The following is a 21128-nucleotide window of genomic DNA, read 5'->3' as shown; positions in this document are numbered from 1 at the left end:
CAGCGCGGGCCGGTCAGGCGCGGGCGGCGCGCCTGACGAGGTCGTCCCACACCTCGGCGACGCGCGCCTCCAGCTCGTCCAGGCCCGCCTCGTTGGGGATCACCACGTCGGCCACGGCCAGGCGCTCGTCACGGGTGGCCTGGGCGGCGATGCGGGCCCTGGCGTCGTGCTCGGCCATGCCGCGGTGCTCGGCCAGCCGGGCGACCCGGACGTCGTCGGCCGCGTCGACCACGATGACGACGTCGTACATGGGGGCGAGCTTGTTCTCCGCCAGGAGCGGCACGTCGTAGACGACGATGGCGTCGTCGTCGGCCTCGCCCTGCAGCCGGGCGACCCGCTCCCCCACCAGCGGGTGGACGATGGCGTTGAGCGCGGCGAGCCGGTCGGGGTCGGCGAAGACGATGCCGCCGAGCTTCTCCCGGTCGAGCGAGCCGTCGGCCCGCAGCACGCCGTCGCCGAACTCCGCCACCACCCGGGCCAGGCCGGGCGTGCCCGGCTCGACGACCTCGCGGGCGATCCGGTCGGCGTCGATGACCACGGCGCCCCTGGCGGCCAGCCGCCTGGCCACCTCGCTCTTGCCCGACCCGATGCCGCCGGTGAGTCCGATCTTCAGCACGCCCGCAGCCTACCCGCGCCGCAGGTGGACCAGCGTCAGGTGGTCGTCCATCCGCTCGCGGTGCGTCTCGCGGTAGCCCAGGCGGCGGTAGAGCCTCAGGTTGGACTCCGACAGGTGGCCGGTGAACAGGTCGAACGCCTCGGCCTCCGGCACCCGCTCGTGCAGCGCGGCCAGCAGCGCGGTGCCCAGGCCCCTGCCCTGCCGGTCGGGGGCGACCACGAGCCGCCCGACCAGGCACGTGGCCCCGGCCAGGGTGCCGCGCACCGACCCGACGACGCGGCCGGACTCGACGGCCTTGAGCACGACCCCCGCCTCGATGGCCTTGCGGACCTGCTCGACGGACTCCACCAGCGGCGGGATGTACGGGTCGCCGTAGAGCTGGGCCTCGCTCACGTACGCGGCCCGCTGGAGGGTGAGGATCTCGCCCGCGTCCGCGCCCGCCGCCCGCTGGATGTCCATCCGAGCACCCTACTTCAGCGGCAGGCTCCCGAAGAAGGCGCGGAGGTCGGCCACCACGTCGCCGGGGACGGCCATGGCGACCATGTGGCTGGGGCTGTGGCGTCCGCCCCAGTGGGTGAGCGTGTTCTTGCGCCCGGCGATCCGCGCGAAGGCGGCCGGGCCGCCGTGCGACACGCCGGTGGGCACGGCCGTCTGGTCGACGGGCAGGCCTGCGGCGCCCTCGTAGTAGGTCCACGACGACGAGCCGCCGGTGCCGGTCAGCCAGTAGAGGGAGGCGTTGGTGAGCAGCAGGTCGCGCGGGATCGGCTCGGCGGGGGTCTCCTCCGGCCAGCCGTCGAACTCCTTGTACCGCTCGACCAGGTAGGCGAGCTGGGCCACGGGCGAGTCGGCGAAGCCGTGCGCGAGCGTCTGCGGGCGGGCCGCCAGGTAGGGGCCGTAGCCGCTGCCCTGGCCCATCCAGGCGGTCGCCGCCTCCAGCTCGGCGCGTTCCTCCTCGGTCGCGCCGGCGAGCTCGGCCGGGTCGCCGGTGGGGATGCCGAGGCCGGCGGTGATGTGCGCGCCGGCCACGTGCTCGCTGTCGAGCGCGGCGAGCTGCGGCGTGACCAGGGCGCCGGCGTCGTTGCCGTGCGCGCCGTAGCGCTCGTAGCCGAGCCGGGCCATGAGCTCGGCCCAGACGCGGGCCACCCGGGCGACGGACCAGGGCCGCTCGTCGGCGGGCTCGGGGAACGGCGAGAAGCCGAAGCCGGGCAGCGAGGGCGCCACCACGTGGAAGGCCACCGCCGGGTCGAGGCCGTGCGCGCGCGGGTCGGCGAGCGGCCCGGCCAGCTCCAGGAACTCGGCGACCGAGCTGGGCCAGCTGTGCGTGAGGATCAGCGGCAGCGCGCCGGGCTCGGGCGAGCGCACGTGCAGGAAGTGCACCCGCTGCCCGTCGATCTCGGTGGTGAACTGCGGGAACGCGTTCAGCCTGGCTTCCTGCGCCCGCCAGTCGAACCCGTCGGCCCAGTACGCGGCCAGCTCCCGCAGGTAGTCCACCGGGACACCGCGCCGCCATCCGCCACCGGGAAGCTGCCGCGCCCAGCGGGTGCGGCGCAGGCGGTCACGCAGGTCGTCAAGGTCGGCTTGGGGGATGTCAACGCGGAAGGGCGTGATGTCGTTCATGGGGCCCACGATGTCGCCCCATGCGGAAAGGATGCTTCCGCATAGGGGCATTTCGGGAGGCCCGTTTTCCGGCGCGGGCGGTCCGGTTCCGGGAATGACGAAAGGCCCCGTACGGAGATCCGTACGGGGCCTTCGTTCAGCGATCAGCTAGCTCAGCTCTGGCCGCCCGCGAGCTTCTCGCGCAGAGCCGCGAGAGCCTCGTCGGAGGCGAGAGCGCCGGCCGCCGGAGCGGACGAGGAGCTGCTCGACTGGGGCTGCGACTCACCGCTGTAGGACGAAGGAGCGGCTTCGCCGGCCTCGGCCTCGGCCTTGCGGGCCTCTTCGATCTGCTTGCGGTGGGCCTCGTAGCGCTGCTGGGCCTCGGCGTACTGCCGCTCCCACTCCTCACGCTGCTTGTCGAAGCCCTCGAGCCACTCCCCGGTCTCCGGGTCGAAGCCCTCGGGGTAGATGTAGTTGCCCTGGTCGTCGTAGGTCGCCGCCATGCCGTAGAGCGTCGGGTCGAACTCGACCTCGGTGCCCACGCCCTCGTTGGCCTGCTTGAGGGACAGGCTGATCCGGCGACGGTCGAGGTCGATGTCGATGATCTTCACGAAGATCTCGTCGCCGACCTGGACGACCTGCTCCGGGATCTCCACGTGGCGCTCGGCCAGCTCGGAGATGTGGACCAGGCCCTCGATGCCCTCCTCGACCCGGACGAACGCGCCGAACGGCACCAGCTTGGTGACGCGGCCCGGCACGACCTGGCCGATCTGGTGGGTGCGGGCGAACTGCTGCCACGGGTCTTCCTGGGTGGCCTTGAGCGACAGGGAGACGCGCTCGCGCTCCATGTCGACGTCGAGGACCTCGACCGTGACCTCCTGGCCGACCTCGACAACCTCGGAGGGGTGGTCGATGTGCTTCCAGGACAGCTCCGACACGTGGACCAGACCGTCGACGCCACCCAGGTCCACGAAGGCACCGAAGTTGACGATCGAGGACACGACGCCCTTGCGGACCTGGCCCTTCTGGAGGGTGTTGAGGAAGGTCTGGCGAACTTCCGACTGCGTCTGCTCAAGCCAGGCGCGGCGCGACAGAACCACGTTGTTGCGGTTCTTGTCGAGCTCGATGATCTTGGCTTCGAGCTCGCGGCCGACGTACGGCTGCAGGTCGCGGACACGGCGCATCTCGACCAGGGACGCCGGGAGGAAGCCACGGAGGCCGATGTCGAGGATGAGACCACCCTTGACGACCTCGATGACGGTGCCGGTGACGATGCCGTCCTCGTCCTTGATCTTCTCGATCGTGCCCCAGGCGCGCTCGTACTGAGCACGCTTCTTGGACAGGATCAGGCGGCCCTCCTTGTCCTCCTTCTGGAGAACCAGGGCCTCGACGTGCTCGCCGACCTCCACGACGTCAGCAGGGTCGACATCGTGCTTGATCGAAAGCTCGCGCGAGGGGATGACACCCTCGGTCTTGTAGCCGATGTCGAGAAGAACCTCGTCTCGATCGACCTTGACGACGGTGCCCTCGACGATGTCGCCGTCGTTGAAGTACTTGATGGTCTCGTCGATCGCGGCGAGGAAGGCTTCCTCGGACCCGATGTCGTTGACCGCTACCTGCGGGGTGCTCGAGGTGGCCTCAGTGCTGGACGTCATGTGTGGAATTGCTCCGAACGCGGACAGATGTCGATGTGGCGATGCGCGGCAGGCCCTCTTCCGCATCAAGCCGAGGAGTTACGACATCGACGTGACCGAGCGCGAGCCCGCTCCGTCTGAGGCGCGCGCGAGCCCACAGCGCAGCGATCAGCATATGAGACCATCGCCACGGGGTCAATCCAACCGGCACATCCACCGCGGCTAGTAAGCGTTGACCCGAGGCCTGTGCTTTGCCTCGATATTACCCCGAAGCCGACGAGGGATGGAGACGCGCTCCGGGTCGCCGTCGGACACATAACGCTCGCCCGGGTGCTTGTCCAGCCATTCCAGCCAGTACTGCGAGCACCACTTGCGGCATTCGCCCTTCTTGCCGTTGCTCTGGATCCGCTGGATCGCACCCCTGTCGAATTTTTTCGCGTACGGCGAAACGGACGGCTCGGCCCCGGCCAGGAACACCCCGTCGTAGTCGTAACGCGTGCCCTCCCACGCCCCCTGCCGGGCCGCCTTCTTCGAACGCGGCATCGACCCGTACGGCAGCGCCAGCGTCGTCACCTTGTCCACGCCCAGCCGGCCCAGCATCCGGTCGAGCCTGGCGATCTGCTTGCGCACCTTCTTCGTGCCGAGCGAGCGCAGGTCCGGATGGGACCAGGTGTGGTTGGCCACCTCGAACCCGTTGCCCGTCAGCCAGCGCACCGCCGCCTCCTGCTCCCGCTCGCTCCGCAGCCCGAACGGCGTCTGGTTGACCCAGAACGTGGCCACCGGCCGGAAACCCGGATGGCGCGCGGCCACGTCCAGCAGGATGCCCACCGCCGTGTCCCGGGCGGGCTTCCCGGCGGCGTCCAGCGCGAAATGGCTGGGATGGCCGTCGTCGAACGTGAGCACGACCGGGAACTTCCCGGCCGGCACCCGGATGTCGCCCGCCGCGAACTCCGCCGCGCTGATCGGCACGTACCCCTTCCTGGCGAGCTTCTCCAGCTCCTGCCTGAACTGGGCCGGCGTGCGGTCGATCGACGAGCGCCGCTTGCCGACCAGCCGGTGGTACATCAGCACCGGGACCTTGCCCAGCTCGTTGGCCTTGACCTGCTTGGCGAACTCGGGGGTCGCCACGACGCCCGGCGGCTCGGCCACCTCGCCGACCGCCGGGCCCGTCGGCGCCGCCATGGACCGTTCCTGAGCCCGCGCGGGCGGGGCCGCCACCGGCCGGTCGCCGGGCACCAGCCAGAGCCCGACGATCGCCGTGACCACGACCAGGACGTTCGTCACGCCGATGATCCGCGTAAGGGACTGCACAAAACTCCTGTGCCACTCGGGGAAAGCTTCCCTCAGCGTAATCCAAAGGATCACGAAAAAAGTGCCATGCCCCGCCGAACCAGGACGAAACCCACCCCTACCGCAACCCACCCAGGACCCCGGCACCACCTGCCCCGACGCCCTCACGCGAAGGCAACCACCCCCGCAAGCGCGCCCCAGAGGGGCCCCCACCGCGCCGAGGCCCCGACCGCCCCCGAGGGGCCCGCCGTACGGGGAGGCGGCACGACAGGAGGAGCCTGCCCCGCCTGGAGGCCGCACGCCGGCCGAGGGCCAGATCAGCCGGGGAGAGGGCCTGGAAGGGGCGCGCGCCACCCGGGGGCCGCGCCAGGCGGCCACCCAGAGCGCCCACGCCGTGCCGGGGCCGGGCCCCGCAGGCGGCCGCCCACCCAGGACGGGTCCTGCCCCGGACGGGGCCTGCACCGGGCGGAAGGCGCGCCCCGGGCGGAGGGCCCGCGCCGGGCGGGCCCTCCCGCTGGGTGCGGGTTAGTGGCCGGCGTCTTCCCAGGTGCGGCCGATGCCGACGGAGACCTCCAGGGGGACCCGGAGCTGGTAGGCGGCGTTCATCTGGTCGCTCACGAGCTGCCGCAGCATCTCCAGCTCGCCCGGGGCCACCTCGAAGACGAGCTCGTCGTGCACCTGGAGGAGCATGCGCGAGCCCAGCCCCTCCTCGGCCAGCGCCTGGCGGACGTGCAGCATGGCGACCTTGATGATGTCGGCCGCCGACCCCTGGATGGGGGCGTTGAGCGCCATCCGCTCGGCCATCTCGCGGCGCTGGCGGTTGTCGCTGGTGAGGTCGGGCAGGTAGCGGCGGCGGCCCATCATGGTCTCGGTGTAGCCGTTGGTGCGCGCCTGGCGGACGATGTCGTGCAGGAAGTCACGCACGCCGCCGAACTCCTCGAAGTATTCCTCCTTCAGGGCCCGCGCCTCGGCGACCGGGATGTTGAGCTGGCCCGCCAGCCCGAAGTCGGACAATCCGTAGGCGAGGCCGTAGTTCATCGCCTTGATGCGGGCCCGCAGCTCGCCGTCGATCTGCTCGGGCGGCAGGTCGAAGACGCGGGCGGCGGTGGCCTGGTGGAAGTCGTGGCCCGACTCGAACGCGGCGATCAGCGACTCGTCGCCCGACAGGTGGGCCATGATGCGCAGCTCGATCTGGCTGTAGTCGGCGGTGAGCAGCGTCTCGTAGCCCTCGCCCACGACGAAGCCCTGCCGGATGCGGCGGCCTTCGGCGGTGCGGATGGGGATGTTCTGCAGGTTGGGCTTCTCCGACGACAGGCGGCCGGTGGCGGCGATGATCTGGTTGAAGGTGGTGTGGATGCGGCCGTCGTCGCCGATCTCCTTGATCAGGCCCTCGACCGTGGTGCGCAGCTTGGTCTGGTCGCGGTGGCGCAGCATGATCGTCGGCAGCTCGTGCTCGGTCTGGGTGACGAGCCAGGCGAGCTGGTCGGCGTCGGTGCTGTAGCCGGTCTTGATCTTCTTGGTCTTGGGCAGGCCGAGCTTGACGAACAGCACCTCCTGCAGCTGCTTGGGCGAGCCGAGGTTGAACTGCTCGCCGACGGAGCGGTGGGCCTCCTCGACCGCGTGCTTGACGGCGGCGCCGAACTCGGCCTCCAGGCCGGCGAAGTATTCGCTGTCGACGGCGATGCCGGCGCGCTCCATCTCGGCCAGCACGGTCAGCAGCGGCAGCTCGACGTCGCTGAGGAGCTGGGTGCCGCCGCGCCCGGCGAGGAAGCCCTCCAGGGCGTCGGCCAGCTCGCGCACCGCGTGGGCGCGCAGGGCCAGGTCCTTGGCGGGGGCGTCCTCGTCGTCGCCGAACAGGGCGGCCTGGCCGTCGGACTCCTCCTCGGCGCGCAGGTCGCGGTTGAGGTAGCGGCGGGCGAGGTCCTCGAGCGCGAACGTGCGCTGCCCCGGCATCGCCAGGTAGGCCGCCAGCGCGGTGTCGCACGACAGGCCGCGCAGCTCCATGCCCTGCGCCCACAGCGCCAGGATCGGGCCCTTGGCGTCGTGGACGGCCTTGGGCCTGCCGGGGTCGGCCAGGTAGGCGCGCAGCGCGGCCTCGTCGGCCTCGGTCAGCTTGACCGGGTCGATGTGCGCGGCGGTGCCGTCGGGGGAGGCGATGGCGATGGCGTCGACGCGGCCGGTGCCGCTGCCGTAGACGCCCTTGAACGCCACGCCGGCGCGGCCCTCGGGCAGCGCCGACAGCCAGCCGGCCACCCGGTCGGGGCCGAGGATCACGGTCTCGACCTCGAAGCCCTGGTCGGGCTCCTGCTCGCCGGTGCCGAGGGTCTTGAAGACGCGCTCGCGCAGCTCGCCGCGGATCTGCAGGGTGTCGAACAGCTTGTTGACCTCTTCGCGCTCCCAGGCGCCCTGCTTGAGGTCGGACAGCTCGGCCTCCAGGGGGACGTCGCGCAGCAGCTCGGTGAGCCGCCGGTTCATCAGCACCTGGGCGACGTGCTCGCGCAGCTTGTCGCCGACCTTGCCCTTGACCTCGTCGACCCGGTCGACGAGCTCGGTCAGCGAGCCGAACTCGCGCACCCACTTGGCCGCGGTCTTCTCGCCGACGCCGGGGATGCTGAGCAGGTTGTCGGACGGGTCGCCGCGCAGCGCCGCGAAGTCGGGATACTGCACCGGGGTGAGGCCGTACTTCTCCTGGACGGCCTCCGGCGTGAAGCGCGTCATGTCGCTGATGCCGCGGCGGGTCATGAGCACGGTGACGTCGTCGTTGACGAGCTGCAGCGCGTCGCGGTCGCCGGTGACGATGAGCACGCTCATGCCCTCGGCGCCGGCGCGGGTGGCCAGCGTGGCGATCAGGTCGTCGGCCTCGAAGCCGGCCTTGGACAGGCGCGGGATGCGCAGCGTGTCGAGCAGCTCGTAGATGAGCTGCATCTGGCCGCGGAAGTCTTCGGGCGTCTCGCTGCGGTTGGCCTTGTAATCGGAGTATTCCTCGTGCCGGAACGTCGGCTCCGATCGGTCGAAGGCCACCGCCACGTGCGTGGGCTGCTCGTCACGCAGGATGTTGGTCAGCATCGAGGTGAACCCGTAGACCGCCTCGGTGTGCTGACCGTCGGTGGTCATCAGGTTGGCGTCTTTCAGCGCGTAGAACGCGCGATAAGCCAGGGAATGCCCGTCAAGCAGCAGCAGGCAGGGTCGGCTGGGGGTCACTTCACTCTTCGGCACACAGGCAGCCTAGTCTCCAACTGCGACAGAAAACCCGAGCTCGAAAGACTGGAGGCGTCCCCTTGACGCAGATCGACCCGGCCTCCTTCACCGCCGTGCACGAGGGCACGCTGGCCGACCGGATGGGCATCGAGTTCCTGGAGGCGAACGCCGAGCGCGTGGTGGCGCGGATGCCGGTGGCGGGCAACACGCAGCCGTACGGCCTGCTGCACGGCGGCGCCTCGGTGGTGCTGGCCGAGACGCTCGGCTCGACGGGGGCCGCCCTCTTCGCCGGCCCCGGCAGGATCGCGGTGGGGATCGAGATCAACGCCACCCACCACCGTCCGGCGACCTCCGGGCACGTGACAGGGGTGGCGACCCGGCTGCACGGCGGCCGCACGCTGGCCACGTACGACATCGAGATCTCCGACGAGCAGGGGCGGCGGGTGTGCACCTCCCGCCTCACCTGCATGCTGCGCGACGCCTGATCGCACCAGCCCCTTTGCGCACAGGGCCCGGGGATCGCTACGGTTGTCCCCAGCGGAGCCCGCGGGGAGGCCGAGTAGACAACGGGTGAGGCCGGGGAAGCCTCATACGGCACCAAAGGTCTCCCCCGGGCTCGTTTTATGAATTCCGCTTGTATCGTTAGGGATTCGTTAGTCACCGCGCCAGGCGTGTCCGCTCATTTAGCCCCTGACCTGCCGCGTTGTTTGCTCACACAAGTGACACACGCATGTCACTAATTGGTGACGAACCATACTGAACCGGGCGTACCCGGAATAAGCTCCCGCCACAGCATCCCAGTCGTGCCTGCGATGCCCGCGTGTCGAGATGGAGGGGCACAACCCCGCCTTGACCTATCTGAGGGAGCACCATTGCGCAGAGCCGTGATCGCGTTCACGGCCTTCCTGGGTGGACTCATTCTCCTGCTCGCCGTTCCTGCCCATGCGGCGGATCCGGAACAGAGCCTGAGGGGAACACTCCAACACCAAGGCCAGCCAGTGAACGGCGTGAAGATCGTCGTGACCACCGAGAGCGGACAACCCGTTCAGGAGGTCACCAGTGACGCCAAGGGCACATGGGAGGTGCCGGTCGACAAGCCCGGCAAGTTCAAGGTCACGCTGGATGTCAGCACCCTCCCCGCGGACCTGCAGATCGTCGGCGGAAAGAACGTCCGCACGCCGACCGTCTACGAGGGCAACCCGGCGAGCGTGCTGTTCGCCCTGCAGCCCAAGACCGCCGCGGGCGAGGAGCCCGCGCAGCCCGGCAGCGGGGGCAGCGCCTTCTGGGAACGGGCCGCGCAGCTCACCTTCGAGGGTCTCAACCTGGGGCTGATCATCGCCCTGGCGGCGCTCGGCCTGTCGCTCATCTACGGCACCACCGGCCTGACCAACTTCGCCCACGGTGAGCTGGTCACGCTCGGCGCACTGCTCGCCTACGCCTTCAACACCGGCATCGGCCTGCACCTCATCCCCGCCGCGATCATCGCGGTCATCCTCGCGGGCGGGCTCGGCTACGCGCAGGACAGGTTCTTCTGGGGCCAGCTGCGCCGCCGCGGCACCGGCATCATCGCCATGATGATCGTCTCGATCGGTGTGGCGATCTTCCTGCGCTACCTCTTCCTCATCCTGTTCGGCGGCCAGAGCGAGGCGTTCGCCCAGTACAACGCCCAGCCCGGCATCCAGGTCGGCCCGATCTCGGCGGCGCCGAAGAACTTCGTCGCCATGGGCATCGAGCTGATCGTCCTGGTCGTCGTCGGCGTCGCCCTGCTGCGCACCCGCACCGGCAAGGCCGCCCGTGCCGTGGCCGACAACCCGGCGCTCGCCGCCTCCTCCGGCATCAACGTCGACCGGGTCATCCGCATCATCTGGACCATGGGCGGCGCCATCGCCGCGCTGGCCGGCATCATGCTCGGCCTGTCGCAGAACCTGAAGTTCACCATGGGCCAGGACATCCTGCTGCTCATCTTCGCCGGCGTCACGCTCGGCGGGCTCGGCACGGCGTTCGGCGCGCTGGTCGGCTCCATCATCGTCGGCCTGTTCATCCAGGTCTCCACGCTGTGGGTGCCGCCGGAGCTCAAGAGCGTCGGCGCGCTGGCCGTGCTCATCATCGTGCTCCTCTTCCGGCCGCAGGGCATCCTCGGCCGCCGCGAGCGGATCGGCTGACGGGGGGAACCATGGACTGGATCACGATCATCTCCACCACCGTCAAGGCCGCCATCGGCGTCGAGACGGTCTGGTACGCGCTCGCCGCGATCGGCATCAACATCCACTTCGGCTACACCGGCCTGCTCAACTTCGGGCAGTCGGCGTTCCTCGCGGTCGCCGGCTACGGCCTGGCGGTCACCGTCACCGTGCTCGGCCTGCCGTTCTGGATCGGCATCGGGGTCGGCCTGCTGTCGGCCGTCCTGCTGGCGCTCGTGCTGGGCATCCCCACGCTGCGGCTGCGCGCCGACTACCTGGCCATCGTCACCATCGCGGCGGCCGAGATCGTCCGATTGGTGTTCCGCTCGGTGGCGTTCAAGGACGTCTTCGGCGGCTCCGACGGCCGGCGCGGCTTCTCCGACGGCTTCTACGCGCTCAACCCCTTCCCCGAGGGGGAGTACGGGTTCGGCTGGCTGCTGTTCGGCGAGCGGACGCTGTGGGTGCTCGTCGTCGGCTGGATCCTCGTCGCCCTCTCCTGCGCCATCGTCTTCCTGCTCATGAAGAGCCCGTGGGGCCGCGTGCTCAAGGCGATCCGCGAGGACGAGGACGCCGTGCGCAGCCTCGGCAAGAACGTCTTCTCGTACAAGATGCAGTCGCTCATCCTGGGCGGCGTCATCGGCTGCCTCGGCGGCTTCATCTACGGCCTGGCCTACGCCTCGGTGCAGCCGGACATCTTCGGCACCGAGACCACCTTCTTCGCCTACACGATCGTCATCCTCGGCGGCGCGGCCCGCGTGTTCGGCCCGGTCGTCGGCTCGGCGATCTTCTGGGTGCTGCTGGTGCTGGTCAACGGCGTGCTCAGCGGTGCGGTCGAGTCGGGCGCGATCACCTTCCTGGACTCCACCCAGGTGGGCCCGTTCCGCTTCCTCCTCGTCGGGCTGGGACTCATCCTCTTGCTCGTCTTCCGGCCACAGGGCATCTTCGGTGACAAGAGGGAGATAGCAATCGATGCACGCTGAAACCACCACCGACCGCAAGGCCGCCGCCCTGGCCGCCTTCAAGGACCTCGCCCACGACCCCGGGGTGGCCAAGCCGGACCCGATCCTCGTCGTGGACAACGTGGTGCGCCGCTTCGGCGGCCTGACCGCCGTCGACGTCAAGCACGTCGAGGTGCAGCGCGGCTCCATCACCGCGCTGATCGGCCCCAACGGCGCCGGCAAGACCACGTTCTTCAACCAGCTGACCGGCTTCGACACCGCCGACTCCGGCCAGTGGACGTTCAACGGCCGCAACATGAACGGCGTGCCCGCCCACAAGGTGGCCCGCGCCGGCATGGTGCGCACGTTCCAGCTCACCAAGGCGCTGTCGAAGCTCACCGTGCTGGAGAACATGCGCCTGGGCGCGCAGAAGCAGCGCGGCGAGAACTTCTGGCGGGCGCTCGTGCCGGCGATCTGGCGCGGCCAGGAGGACGAGATCACCGAGCGGGCCGAGGAGCTGCTGGTCCGCTTCAAGCTCGACGCCAAGCGCGACGACTTCGCCGGGTCGCTGTCCGGCGGCCAGCGCAAGCTGCTGGAGATGGCCCGCGCGCTCATGGTCCAGCCGGAGCTGGTCATGCTCGACGAGCCGATGGCGGGCGTCAACCCGGCCCTCACCCAGTCGCTGCTCGGGCACGTCAAGGACCTGCGCGAGCAGGGCATGACCGTGCTGTTCGTCGAGCACGACATGGACATGGTCCGCGACATCAGCGACTGGGTCGTCGTCATGGCCCAGGGCGCCGTCATCGCCGAGGGCCCGCCCGACACGATCATGTCGGACGAGCGGGTCATCGACGCCTACCTGGGCGCCCACCACGACGCCCCGCTCGACGAGAGCGAGCTCGCCGAACAGCTCCACGAGGCCGAGCAGGCGCTCGAGGCCGAGTTCGAAGAGGAGACGAAGAAGTGAACGCCGTCCCCGAGTCCACGTCGGCGGTCACCGACCGCAGCGCGCACGTGGCCGGCGCCGAGAACGCCGTCCTGCGCTGCGACGAGCTGATCGCCGGCTACCTGCCGGGCGTCAACATCCTCAACGGCTCCGACCTCTACGTGGGCGACGGCGAGCTGATCGGCATCATCGGCCCCAACGGCGCCGGCAAGTCGACCCTGCTCAAGGCCATGTTCGGGCTGGTCAACATCCGCAGCGGCAGCGTCACGCTCAAGGGTGAGAACATCACGAACATGAAGGCGCACGAGCTGGTCGCGCGGGGCGTCGGGTACGTCCCGCAGACCAACAACGTCTTCCCCAGCCTCACCATCGAGGAGAACCTCGAGATGGGCGCCTTCCAGGTGCCCGGCAAGTTCAAGGAGCGCTTCGAGTTCGTCGCCGAGCTGTTCCCGGCGCTCAAGGAGCGGCGCAAGCAGCGGGCCGGCTCCCTGTCGGGCGGCGAGCGGCAGATGGTGGCGATGGCCAGGGCGCTCATGACCGAGCCGTCGGTGCTGCTGCTCGACGAGCCGTCGGCCGGTCTGTCACCCAAGCTGCAGGACCTGGTGTTCATCCAGGCCCAGCAGATCAACAAGGCCGGCGTGACCGTGATCATGGTGGAGCAGAACGCCCGGCGCTGCCTGCAGATCTGCCACCGCGGCTACGTGCTCGACCAGGGCCGCAACGCCTACACCGGCACCGGGCGCCAGCTCGCCCGCGACCCCAAGGTCATCGAGCTCTACCTGGGCACGCTCGCCAAGGCGTGAGGCACGGACGATCAGGCACGGGAAGGGGCTCCTGCGGGGGCCCCTTCTCCGTTGGCGGCCGGCGGTCTTCAATGGGCGGTGTGAAACGTCTCGCGGCCTCGGCGCTCCTCGTCCTCCTGACCGCCGCCTGCGGTCCCTCACCCTCCACCGGCACCTACAGCACCGGCGGCGACCCCGACGACGACCCGTGCGCGCGCGTGGTCTCCGCCATCGGCTACGCGGGCCTGCTGCTCGAACCCGCGGGCCACGAGGACGAGCAGGACTTCCAGGACGCCGTCATCGGCCGGCTGGCCGAGGTGCACGGCATCACCCGCCAGTTCGGCCCCCGCCTGCCGGACTCCCTCGGCACGGCGGTGCGTACGGTCGAGTCCACGACCGCGGACCTGTCGAAGTCGCGCACGCCGCGCGAGCGGCAGGTGGCGCTGCTCAAGCGCTATCGCGCGGCGGCCGGGCAGATCGAGGCGGGCTGCCGCTGAGCATGCCGAAGGGCCCGGTCTCAGGGGGGAAGACCGGGCCCTTCACACTTGGGGCGGGGATCAGCCCTCGATGTTGCCCGTGCGGTACTCCAGCGCCTTCACGGGGTACTTGTTGTCGTCGCCGTACTGGTAGATGCCGATGGTGGCGACGGCCGGGTCACCGGCGTCGTTGAACTCGACCGGACCGCTCACGCCGTCGTAGTCGAAGTCCTTGCCCGCCTTCAGCAGCTCCGAGCAGGTCTTGAAGTTGGTGCACTTCTCGCCGCCCTTGCTGACCTCGGCCAGCTTGGCCGCGATGTCGGCGCCCACGTCGCTCTTGGCGACCTCGGCGGCCAGCGCGATCAGGTTGGCGGCGTCGTAGGACTCGGGGGCGTAGGTGAAGTCCTCGAGCTTGGGGTCGACCGCCATCAGGCTCTGCCGGAACTCGTCGGGCGAGGCGGCGCCGGGGTAGGTGCCCTTGACGCCCTTGAGCGTGCCCTTGGGCATCTTGATGTAGTTGGTGTTCGACATGTTGCCGTCGACCATGTACCACTTGACCTTGTCGGCCGGCATGCCCTGCTTGATCAGCTCGCCGATGACCTTGGCGGTCTCCTCGAAGCCGATCAGCACGACGGCCTGCGGGCTCTTGGCCTTGATCTTGGCCACGTCGGCGGAGAAGTCGGCCGCCTTCGGGTCGTAGTCGACCCGCTCGACGACCTGGCCGCCGCCGTCCTGGACCGTCTTGGCCACCTGGTCGGCCAGGCCGGTGCCGTAGGAGTCCTGCATCGCCATGATGGCGATGGAGGCGTTGCCGTCGGAGATGATCAGGTCACCCAGCACGCGGCCCTGGAGCTGGTCCGGCGGCGCGGTGCGGAAGTACAGGCCCTTGTCCTCGATCGTGGTGAACTTGTCGGAGGTGTTGGCCGGGGAGAAGTGGACCACACCGGCGCCCGTGATCTTGTCGATGACCGACTCCGACACCGACGAGGACGCGGCGCCGATGATGGCGTCGGCGTTCTGCGTCAGGAGCTTGTCGACCGACTGCGAGGCGATGTTCGTGGTGGTGTCGCCGGAGTCGGTGTGGATCTTGTTCACCGGCTTGCCCAGGACGCCACCGGCCTCGTTGATCTCCTTGACCGCCAGGTCGACGCCGGCGAACTCGGGCGGGCCGAGGAAGGCGAGCGATCCGGTCTGCGGCAGCAGCGTGCCCAGGGTCAGCGTGCCGTCGCCCTTCGCCGCGGGGGCCGCGGAGGATGGGGCGGCCGAGGGGGATTCAGGCGTGGCGGTGTTGCTGCCGCCACCGCAAGCTGTCAGGGCGAGGCTGGTGGCAGCCGCGACAGCCAGCACCCGTCCCACGGGAGCAATGCGGATCATGAAGTAATCTCCTTCATTTCCAGGCCGGGATCCGTCAGCACCGCCGAGCGTTCCCGATCGAATGACGGAAACGTACAAAATGCCTGGACATCGGGGCCAGATGCGCAGATGAACTGTCGGCACTTGGATGCGGAGTCGTAATCAGTCCTCAACTTACGACTGGGCCCGGGGTGTGCCTAATGTGAAGGACGTGAAGCGCATTTGGACCATCGGCATGCTGTGCGTCCTCGCCGCCGGGTGCAGCTCGCCTCCGCCCCCCGCGCCGTCCGCCGAGCCGCCCGCGGGCGTGTCGGTCACGCTGGGACAATGGCGTTCGGACGAGGCCGCGCACCGGTTACAGGTAGCCGTACGGAATACGAGCGACACCCCGGTGTATTTCGCGGATCTTCAACTCGTGACACCGTCATTGACCACGGTTCCCGTACAAAAGACTGATTCCACCATCAAACGGACGGCAAGGACTGATCTCCCCATTCCTTATGGGAAGGCCGTCTGCCCCGCTCAGGGGCTGCCCGAGGTGCGGCCCGCCACCGTCGTGGCCCACGTGCGCACCGGCTCCGAGCAGAAGCTGCGCCGCGTCGTCTTCCCGGTGCCCCACCCCGACCCGGTGCTCGCCCGGCTCGTGCGCGACGAGTGCTCGGAACACCTCATCAGGCAGGCCGCCGACCTCGCCTTCGGCCCCGAGTGGAAGCAGCACGGCGACGCCATGCGCACCACGCTCACGCTCACCCGCCGCGGCCCCGGCGCCGTCACCGTGCACTCCGTCGGCGGCACCACGCACTACCTCGTCACCGGCGGGGAGCGCCTGCGGGCCACGCTGGACGCCTCCGCGCAGCGGGCCGAGGTGCCGTTCGAGATCACCCCGGCCCGTTGCGACGCGCACGCGTTCGCCGAGGCCAAGAAGGCGTTCATGTTCCCCGCCCGCGCCAGCGTCGACGGGGGCGAGGAACGCGTCGTCATCCTCACGCCGCCCGAGCAGGTGCAGAAACGCCTCATCCGCTACGCGGCCGACGTCTGCGACCTGGGCGGCGGCTAGCCGGCGATGTTGCCGGTACGGTACTCCAGCGCCTTGGCGGCGTACTTGTTGTCCTTGCCGTACTGGTAGACGCCGATCGTGGCGACCGCCGGGTCACCGGCGTCGTCGAACTCGATCGGGCCGCTGACGCCGTCGTAGTCGATGTCCTTGCCGGCCTTGAGCAGGTCGGCGCAGGTCTTGAAGTCCTTGCACTTCTCGCCGCCCTTGCTGACCTCGGCCAGCTTGCCCGCGATCGACTTGCCGCTGTCGTCCTTGGCCGCCTCGGCGGCCAGCGCGATCAGGATGGCCGCGTCATAAGACTCCGCCGCGTAGGTGAAGTCGTCCAGGTCGGGGTCGGTCTTCATGAGCTTCTCGCGGAAGGCCGTCGGCGCCTCGGCGCCCGGGATCGTGCCCTTCACGCCGTCCAGCGTGCCCTTGGGCATGTCCAGGTAGTTGGTGTTCGACATGTTGCCGTCGACCAGGTACCACTTGACCTTGTCCGTCGACAGGCCCTGCTTGACCAGCTCCTGGATGACCTTGGCGCCCTCCTCGAAGCCGATCAGCACGATCGCCTTCGGGCTCTTGGCCTTGACCTTGGCCACGTCGGCGGAGAAGTCGGCGGCCTTCGGGTCGTAGTCGACCCGCTCGACCACCTGCGCGCCGGCCGCCTCGGCCGTCGCCGTCACCTGGTCGGCCAGGCCCGAGCCGTAGGAGTCCTGCATCGCCATGATGCCGATGCTGTCGTTGCCGTCGGCCACGATCAGGTCGCCCAGCACGCGGCCCTGGAGCTTGTCCGGCGGGGCGGTGCGGAAGTAGAGGCCGTCGTCCTCGATCGTGGTGAACTTGTCGGAGGTGTTGGCCGGCGAGAACTGCACCAGACCGGCGCCGGTGATCTTGTCGACGACCGACTCCGACACCGACGAGGACGCGGCGCCGATGATCGCGTCGGCCTTCTGCGAGATCAGCTTGTCGACCGACTGCGCGGCGATGTTCGTCGTCGTGTCACCCGAGTCGGTGTGGATCTTGTTCACCGGCTTGCCAAGCACGCCGCCGGCCTCGTTGATCTCCTTGACCGCCTGGTCGACGCCGGCGAACTCGGGCGGGCCGAGGAACGCCAGCGACCCCGTCTGCGGCAGCAGCGTGCCCAGGGTCAGCGTGCCGTCCCCCTTGGCCGCGGGCGCCGCGGACGAGGCCGCGTCGGAGGCCGCGGCGGACGGGCTCTCCTGCGCGGTGGTGTCGCCGCCCCCACAGGCCGTCAGGGCCAGGCTCGCGGCGGCCGCGAGAGCCAGCATGCGTCCGGCCGGAGCAATGCGGATCATCAAGAAACTCCCCTTGTCCCAGCGGAGGAACTCTCCCGCCGCTGCGTTTTCCGACTTCAGCATGACGGTGAACGACGGAAAAGGGGGGTTGTTGTGCGAACTTTATGCTAATTCGTGATGTCCGAAACGCCCGCCCCGAGCACGGACGTTTCGGACATCAGGTCCGTGCCGATCAGCCGGCGATGTTTCCCTTGCGGTATTCGGTCGCCTTGCCCGCGTCGAACTTGTTGTCCGGCCCGTACTGATACACCCCGATGGTCGCCACCGACGGATCACCCTCGTCCGTGAAATCCACCGGACCGCTCACCCCGTCGTAATCGACGTCCTTGCCCGCCTTCAGCAGCGCCGCGCAGCTCGCGAAGTCCTGGCACTTCTCGCCGCCCCTGCTCACCTCGACCAGCTTCGCCGCCGCCGGCCGCCCCGCGTCGTCGCCCGCCGCAAGCGCCGCCAGCGCGATCAGGTTGGCCGCGTCGTACGACTCCGCCGCGTACGTGAACTCCGTCAGGTCCGGGTCCACCGCCAGCAGCCGCTTCTGGAACGCCTCCGGGGCGGACGCCCCCGGGATCGTGCCCTTGACCCCCTCCAGCGTCCCCCGGGGCGCCCGCAGGAAGTTCGTGTTCGACATGTTGCCGTCGACCATGTACCACTGGTGCCGGTCCGCCGTCAGCCCCTGCTTGACCAGCTCCTGCACCACCTTCGCCGTCTCCTGGAAACCGATCAGCACGATCGCCTGCGGGCTCTTGGCCTTGATCTTCGCCACGTCCGCCGCGAAGTCCGCCGCCTTCGGGTCGTAGTCCACCCGCTCCACCACCTGGCCGCCCGCCTCCTCGGCCGTCCTGGTGAACTGGTCGGCCAGGCCGGAGCCGTACGAGTCCTGCATCGCCAGGATGCCCACCGTCGCGTGCCCGTCCGACACCACCAGATCGGCCAGCACCCGCCCCTGCAGCTTGTCCGGCGGGGCCGTGCGGAAGTACAGGCCGTCGTCCTTGATCGTGGTGAACTTGTCGGAGGTGTTCGCCGGCGAGAACTGGATGACCCCGGCGCGGGTGATCTTGTCGACGATCGACTCCGACACCGACGACGACGCCGCCCCGATGATCGCGTCCACCTTCTGCCCCAGCAGCTTGTCCGCCGACTGCGCGGCGATGTTCGTCGTCGTGTCGCCCGAGTCGGTGTGGATCTTCTCCACCGGCCTGCCCAGCACGCCGCCGGCCTCGTTGATCTCCTTGACCGCCAGGTCGACCCCGGCGAACTCCGGCGGGCCCAGGTACGCCAGCGTGCCCGTCTGCGGCAGCACCGTGCCGATCGTCAGCGTCCCGTCACCCTGACGGCTCGGGGCCTGGGACTGCGCCCCGGCGCCCGGCCCGCCGGTCGATCCGGCGCCCGGTCCGGGGGTCGTGCCGCCGCCGCAGGCCGCCAGCGCCAGGCACGCCGCGGTGACGGCGGCGGGCGCGCGAAGAATGCGGATCATCGCAAGCGTCTCCGTTCGTGATGAGGGGAGCTTCCGTCCGCCCATCAGAAGTGCAGGGACACCTCACGCGATAGCCGCCGAGGCCGGTTGGATGCCCATCCGTGACCGCATCACAACCCATGCCGCGAAATATCCTGATATGCGCCCTACTGCGAACGCTCGGCCGCGTCGTCTATAACGATCTGGGCAACCTCACGCATGCTCAACCGGCGATCCATCGACGCCTTCTGGATCCACCGGAACGCCTGCGGCTCGGTCCACCCGTGCTGGGCCATCAGCTGCCCCTTGGCCCGCTCGACCAGCTTGCGCGTCTCCAGCCGCTCCGACAGGCTCGACACCTCGGCGGTCAGCGCCACCATCTCCTCGTGCCGGCTCACCGCCATCTCGATCGCCGGCACCAGGTCCGCCTTGGTGAACGGCTTGACCAGATAGGCCATCGCCCCCGCGTCTCTGGCTCGCTCGACCAGGTCACGCTGCGAGAACGCGGTGAGGATCAGGCAGGGCGCGATCCGCTCCGCCACGATCCGCTCGGCCGCCGAGATGCCGTCGAGCACCGGCATCTTGACGTCCAGGATCACCAGGTCCGGGCGCAGGTCCGTGGCCAGCTGGATCGCCTGCTCCCCGTCACCGGCCTCCCCCACGACGACGTAGCCGTCCTCCTGGAGCATCTCCTTGAGATCGAGGCGGATCAGCGCCTCGTCTTCCGCGATCACCACTCGCCGCTGCGTACTCACGAGCAGAAGAGTACCGATGTCCGGTAGATTAGATCCACGCCGGTGCTCTCCTGCGGCGATACCCTGCGGGAACTGAACCGGACATATGCCGCCCCGATAGACCAACCGGCAGAGTCGATGGCCTCAAAATCCATTCAGTGTGGGTTCGAATCCCACTCGGGGCACCTGCCTGCGGCTTTCTGTCGCACCCCGCTGCCACACTCTCCGCATGTACGATCTCACCGTGCGTCGGCGAGCGCTGGCCATGCTCGCCTCCGGCCTCAGCGTCAGCGAGGTCAGCCGCCGGACGGGAGCCAACCGGTCGACGATCCGCGCCTGGCGCGACCGGCCGGCCGCGGGCCTCTCGACCACCGGCACCTGCCCTCGCTGCGCCGAGACGCCCCACTCGCCCTCCCCCGCCGGCAGCTACGCCTACTTGCTGGGCCTCTACCTGGGTGACGGCTGCATCAGCCCGGCCGGCGACCCGGCCAAGGCCGTCTGGTCGATGCGCATCTTCTGCGCCGACGCCTGGCCCGGCCTCCGGCGCGAGTGCGTGGCCGCCCTGCGCGCCGTCCGCCCCACCAACAAGGTGCGGATCGTGCCGAAGCAGGGCTGCGCCGAGGTCAACTCCTACTCCAAGCACTGGCCGCATCTGTTCCCCCAGCACGGGCCCGGACTGAAGCACCAGCGTCCGATCACGCTCGAGGGCTGGCAGCAGGAGATCGTCGACGCGCATGCCGGGCTGTTCGTGCGGGGGCTGATGCACTCCGACGGCTACCGGGGCGTCAACCGGGTGCGCCACGGGGAGCGCTGCTACGCCTATCCGCGCTACCTGTTCAGGAACGAGTCGCGCGACATCCTGGCTCTCTGCGGCCGGGCGCTCGACGTGCTGGGGGTGGCGTGGCGCCACAACAAGCGCAACGAGCTGTCGGTGGCCCGGCGGGAGGCGGTCGCGCTGCTCGATCTGCATGTGGGGCCCAAGCACTGAGCCCAGGGTCAAGGATCGGTAAAGACTGCGGGAGCGACGTCGGTTATGGGACGTTTGACCGGGGACGGCGGGGAATACCAAGGTTGATCTTGAGTGTGACCGTGGAGGTGGGTCTGGTGGGGTTGAGCGCGCAGGAGCGGGAGAAGTTCCTGGCCGAGTCGCACATCGCGGGTGTGGCCGTCGACGCCGGGCCGGGGCGGGCTCCGCTGAACGTGCCGGTCTGGTACGACTACGAGCCGGGCGGGGCGGTGGAGTTCCTGACGGGGGCCGATTCGGTCAAGGCTCGGCTGATCGCGAAGGCGGGCCGGTTCACGTTGTTGGTGCAGCGGACGAGCCCCACCTATCGGTACGTGTCGGTGGAGGGGCCGGTCGTGGCGCAGGGGCCGACGACGCTGGCGCAGCTGACCCGGATCGCGGCCCGCTATCTGCCGGCGGAGGCCGTGGCGGGCTATGTGGAGGGCTCGGACCTGAACGCGCTGGTGACGTTCCGGATGCGCCCCGAGCACTGGCTGTCGGCGGATCTGGGCGCCCTCTGAGCGGTCGCGGCCCGGCGCGCTGGGGCGGGGCCGGGCCGCGGATCGCGGTATTTTGT

Annotated in this window: 19 protein-coding genes and 1 tRNA gene; 10 read left to right on the top strand and 10 right to left on the bottom strand. The window is 69.7% G+C overall.

All coding sequences use genetic code 11. The features are described from left to right. Positions 1–13: 13 nt before the first annotated feature. The 6 genes from coaE to polA all read right to left on the bottom strand — a co-directional run bounded on the left by coaE (position 14) and on the right by polA (position 8352). Complete coding sequence (coaE, locus tag KME80_RS09155; protein ID WP_219502528.1) at positions 14–616, bottom strand: dephospho-CoA kinase; 603 nt, start codon at positions 614–616, stop codon at positions 14–16. A gap of 9 nt (positions 617–625) precedes the next feature. After that, complete coding sequence (locus KME80_RS09150) at positions 626–1075, bottom strand: GNAT family N-acetyltransferase (protein ID WP_219502525.1); 450 nt, start codon at positions 1073–1075, stop codon at positions 626–628. Between the two features lie 9 nt (positions 1076–1084). Beyond that, a complete protein-coding gene (locus KME80_RS09145; RefSeq protein ID WP_219502522.1) occupies positions 1085–2233 on the bottom strand; it encodes an epoxide hydrolase family protein in 1149 nt (382 codons plus the stop codon). A 152-nt stretch (positions 2234–2385) separates the two neighbouring features. Then, on the bottom strand, positions 2386–3867 hold the full coding sequence (gene rpsA / locus KME80_RS09140) for a 30S ribosomal protein S1 (RefSeq protein ID WP_219502519.1): 1482 nt from the start codon (positions 3865–3867) through the stop codon (positions 2386–2388). 201 nt (positions 3868–4068) lie between these two features. Continuing rightward, positions 4069–5157: a polysaccharide deacetylase family protein gene (locus tag KME80_RS09135; protein WP_219502517.1), complete on the bottom strand. Its 1089-nt coding sequence runs from the start codon at positions 5155–5157 to the stop codon at positions 4069–4071. 504 nt (positions 5158–5661) lie between these two features. Then, complete coding sequence (gene polA, locus KME80_RS09130) at positions 5662–8352, bottom strand: DNA polymerase I (protein WP_219502514.1); 2691 nt, start codon at positions 8350–8352, stop codon at positions 5662–5664. 122 nt (positions 8353–8474) lie between these two features. Here polA and KME80_RS09125 point away from each other — a divergent pair, with 122 nt between their 5' ends. From KME80_RS09125 to KME80_RS09100, 6 genes are all read left to right on the top strand, one after another. Continuing rightward, on the top strand, positions 8475–8819 hold the full coding sequence (locus KME80_RS09125; protein WP_219502705.1) for a hotdog fold thioesterase: 345 nt from the start codon (positions 8475–8477) through the stop codon (positions 8817–8819). A gap of 522 nt (positions 8820–9341) precedes the next feature. Beyond that, a complete protein-coding gene (locus KME80_RS09120) occupies positions 9342–10496 on the top strand; it encodes a branched-chain amino acid ABC transporter permease (protein WP_308125676.1) in 1155 nt (384 codons plus the stop codon). Between the two features lie 11 nt (positions 10497–10507). Then, positions 10508–11494: a branched-chain amino acid ABC transporter permease gene (locus KME80_RS09115; RefSeq protein ID WP_219502506.1), complete on the top strand. Its 987-nt coding sequence runs from the start codon at positions 10508–10510 to the stop codon at positions 11492–11494. Further along, positions 11484–12419, top strand: a complete 936-nt coding sequence (locus KME80_RS09110) for an ABC transporter ATP-binding protein (protein ID WP_219502503.1) — start codon at positions 11484–11486, stop codon at positions 12417–12419. Before KME80_RS09115 ends, KME80_RS09110 begins: the two co-directional genes overlap by 11 nt. Continuing rightward, positions 12416–13201 carry an ABC transporter ATP-binding protein gene (locus tag KME80_RS09105; protein ID WP_219502501.1) on the top strand — a complete coding sequence of 262 codons (786 nt, stop codon included), beginning with the start codon at positions 12416–12418 and terminating at the stop codon, positions 13199–13201. Before KME80_RS09110 ends, KME80_RS09105 begins: the two co-directional genes overlap by 4 nt. An 80-nt stretch (positions 13202–13281) precedes the next feature. Beyond that, positions 13282–13677 (top strand): hypothetical protein, encoded by a 396-nt coding sequence (locus KME80_RS09100; RefSeq protein ID WP_219502499.1) that lies wholly within the window; start codon positions 13282–13284, stop codon positions 13675–13677. Positions 13678–13737: 60 nt separating this feature from the next. Here the strand turns inward: KME80_RS09100 and KME80_RS09095 are convergent, their stop codons facing one another. Beyond that, positions 13738–15030 carry an ABC transporter substrate-binding protein gene (locus tag KME80_RS09095; protein WP_219502497.1) on the bottom strand — a complete coding sequence of 431 codons (1293 nt, stop codon included), beginning with the start codon at positions 15028–15030 and terminating at the stop codon, positions 13738–13740. Between the two features lie 517 nt (positions 15031–15547). Between KME80_RS09095 and KME80_RS09090 the strand changes: the two genes are divergently transcribed. Beyond that, a complete protein-coding gene (locus KME80_RS09090) occupies positions 15548–16066 on the top strand; it encodes a hypothetical protein (protein ID WP_219502495.1) in 519 nt (172 codons plus the stop codon). Here KME80_RS09090 and KME80_RS09085 read toward each other — a convergent pair. The 3 genes from KME80_RS09085 to KME80_RS09075 all read right to left on the bottom strand — a co-directional run bounded on the left by KME80_RS09085 (position 16063) and on the right by KME80_RS09075 (position 19569). After that, positions 16063–17364 carry an ABC transporter substrate-binding protein gene (locus KME80_RS09085; RefSeq protein ID WP_219502494.1) on the bottom strand — a complete coding sequence of 434 codons (1302 nt, stop codon included), beginning with the start codon at positions 17362–17364 and terminating at the stop codon, positions 16063–16065. The two genes, KME80_RS09090 and KME80_RS09085, sit on opposite strands and share 4 nt — an antisense overlap. A gap of 172 nt (positions 17365–17536) precedes the next feature. Further along, positions 17537–18835 carry an ABC transporter substrate-binding protein gene (locus KME80_RS09080; RefSeq protein WP_219502492.1) on the bottom strand — a complete coding sequence of 433 codons (1299 nt, stop codon included), beginning with the start codon at positions 18833–18835 and terminating at the stop codon, positions 17537–17539. A gap of 146 nt (positions 18836–18981) precedes the next feature. Continuing rightward, on the bottom strand, positions 18982–19569 hold the full coding sequence (locus KME80_RS09075; protein ID WP_308125675.1) for an ANTAR domain-containing response regulator: 588 nt from the start codon (positions 19567–19569) through the stop codon (positions 18982–18984). A gap of 90 nt (positions 19570–19659) precedes the next feature. On the opposite strand from KME80_RS09075, the gene KME80_RS09070 reads away from it, so the two are divergent. The 3 genes from KME80_RS09070 (at position 19660) to KME80_RS09060 (ending at position 21072) form a co-directional block, all read left to right on the top strand. Continuing rightward, positions 19660–19733: transfer RNA gene (locus tag KME80_RS09070), tRNA-Leu, on the top strand. A gap of 44 nt (positions 19734–19777) precedes the next feature. Then, entirely contained in the window at positions 19778–20536 is a 759-nt protein-coding gene (locus KME80_RS09065) for a helix-turn-helix domain-containing protein (protein WP_219502490.1), read from the top strand. Between the two features lie 95 nt (positions 20537–20631). Continuing rightward, positions 20632–21072 carry a pyridoxamine 5'-phosphate oxidase family protein gene (locus tag KME80_RS09060; protein ID WP_308125680.1) on the top strand — a complete coding sequence of 147 codons (441 nt, stop codon included), beginning with the start codon at positions 20632–20634 and terminating at the stop codon, positions 21070–21072. Positions 21073–21128: the final 56 nt, after the last annotated feature.

This window comes from Nonomuraea ceibae, from assembly GCF_019396325.1.
In the GTDB taxonomy this organism is placed as follows: domain Bacteria; phylum Actinomycetota; class Actinomycetes; order Streptosporangiales; family Streptosporangiaceae; genus Nonomuraea; species Nonomuraea ceibae.
This window is presented reverse-complemented; position numbering and strand designations above follow the sequence as displayed.

Excerpts from the sequence above, each read along its gene's own strand:
- KME80_RS09145 (WP_219502522.1), bottom strand. The coding sequence starts at position 2,233 with ATGAACGACATCACGCCCTTCCGCGTTGACATCCCCCAAGCCGACCTT.
- KME80_RS09065 (WP_219502490.1), top strand. The coding sequence starts at position 19,778 with ATGTACGATCTCACCGTGCGTCGGCGAGCGCTGGCCATGCTCGCCTCC.
- KME80_RS09080 (WP_219502492.1), bottom strand. The coding sequence starts at position 18,835 with ATGATCCGCATTCTTCGCGCGCCCGCCGCCGTCACCGCGGCGTGCCTG.
- rpsA (WP_219502519.1), bottom strand. The coding sequence starts at position 3,867 with ATGACGTCCAGCACTGAGGCCACCTCGAGCACCCCGCAGGTAGCGGTC.
- KME80_RS09095 (WP_219502497.1), bottom strand. The coding sequence starts at position 15,030 with ATGATCCGCATTGCTCCCGTGGGACGGGTGCTGGCTGTCGCGGCTGCC.
- KME80_RS09085 (WP_219502494.1), bottom strand. The coding sequence starts at position 17,364 with ATGATCCGCATTGCTCCGGCCGGACGCATGCTGGCTCTCGCGGCCGCC.
- KME80_RS09125 (WP_219502705.1), top strand. The coding sequence starts at position 8,475 with ATGGGCATCGAGTTCCTGGAGGCGAACGCCGAGCGCGTGGTGGCGCGG.
- KME80_RS09150 (WP_219502525.1), bottom strand. The coding sequence starts at position 1,075 with ATGGACATCCAGCGGGCGGCGGGCGCGGACGCGGGCGAGATCCTCACC.
- KME80_RS09115 (WP_219502506.1), top strand. The coding sequence starts at position 10,508 with ATGGACTGGATCACGATCATCTCCACCACCGTCAAGGCCGCCATCGGC.
- KME80_RS09110 (WP_219502503.1), top strand. The coding sequence starts at position 11,484 with ATGCACGCTGAAACCACCACCGACCGCAAGGCCGCCGCCCTGGCCGCC.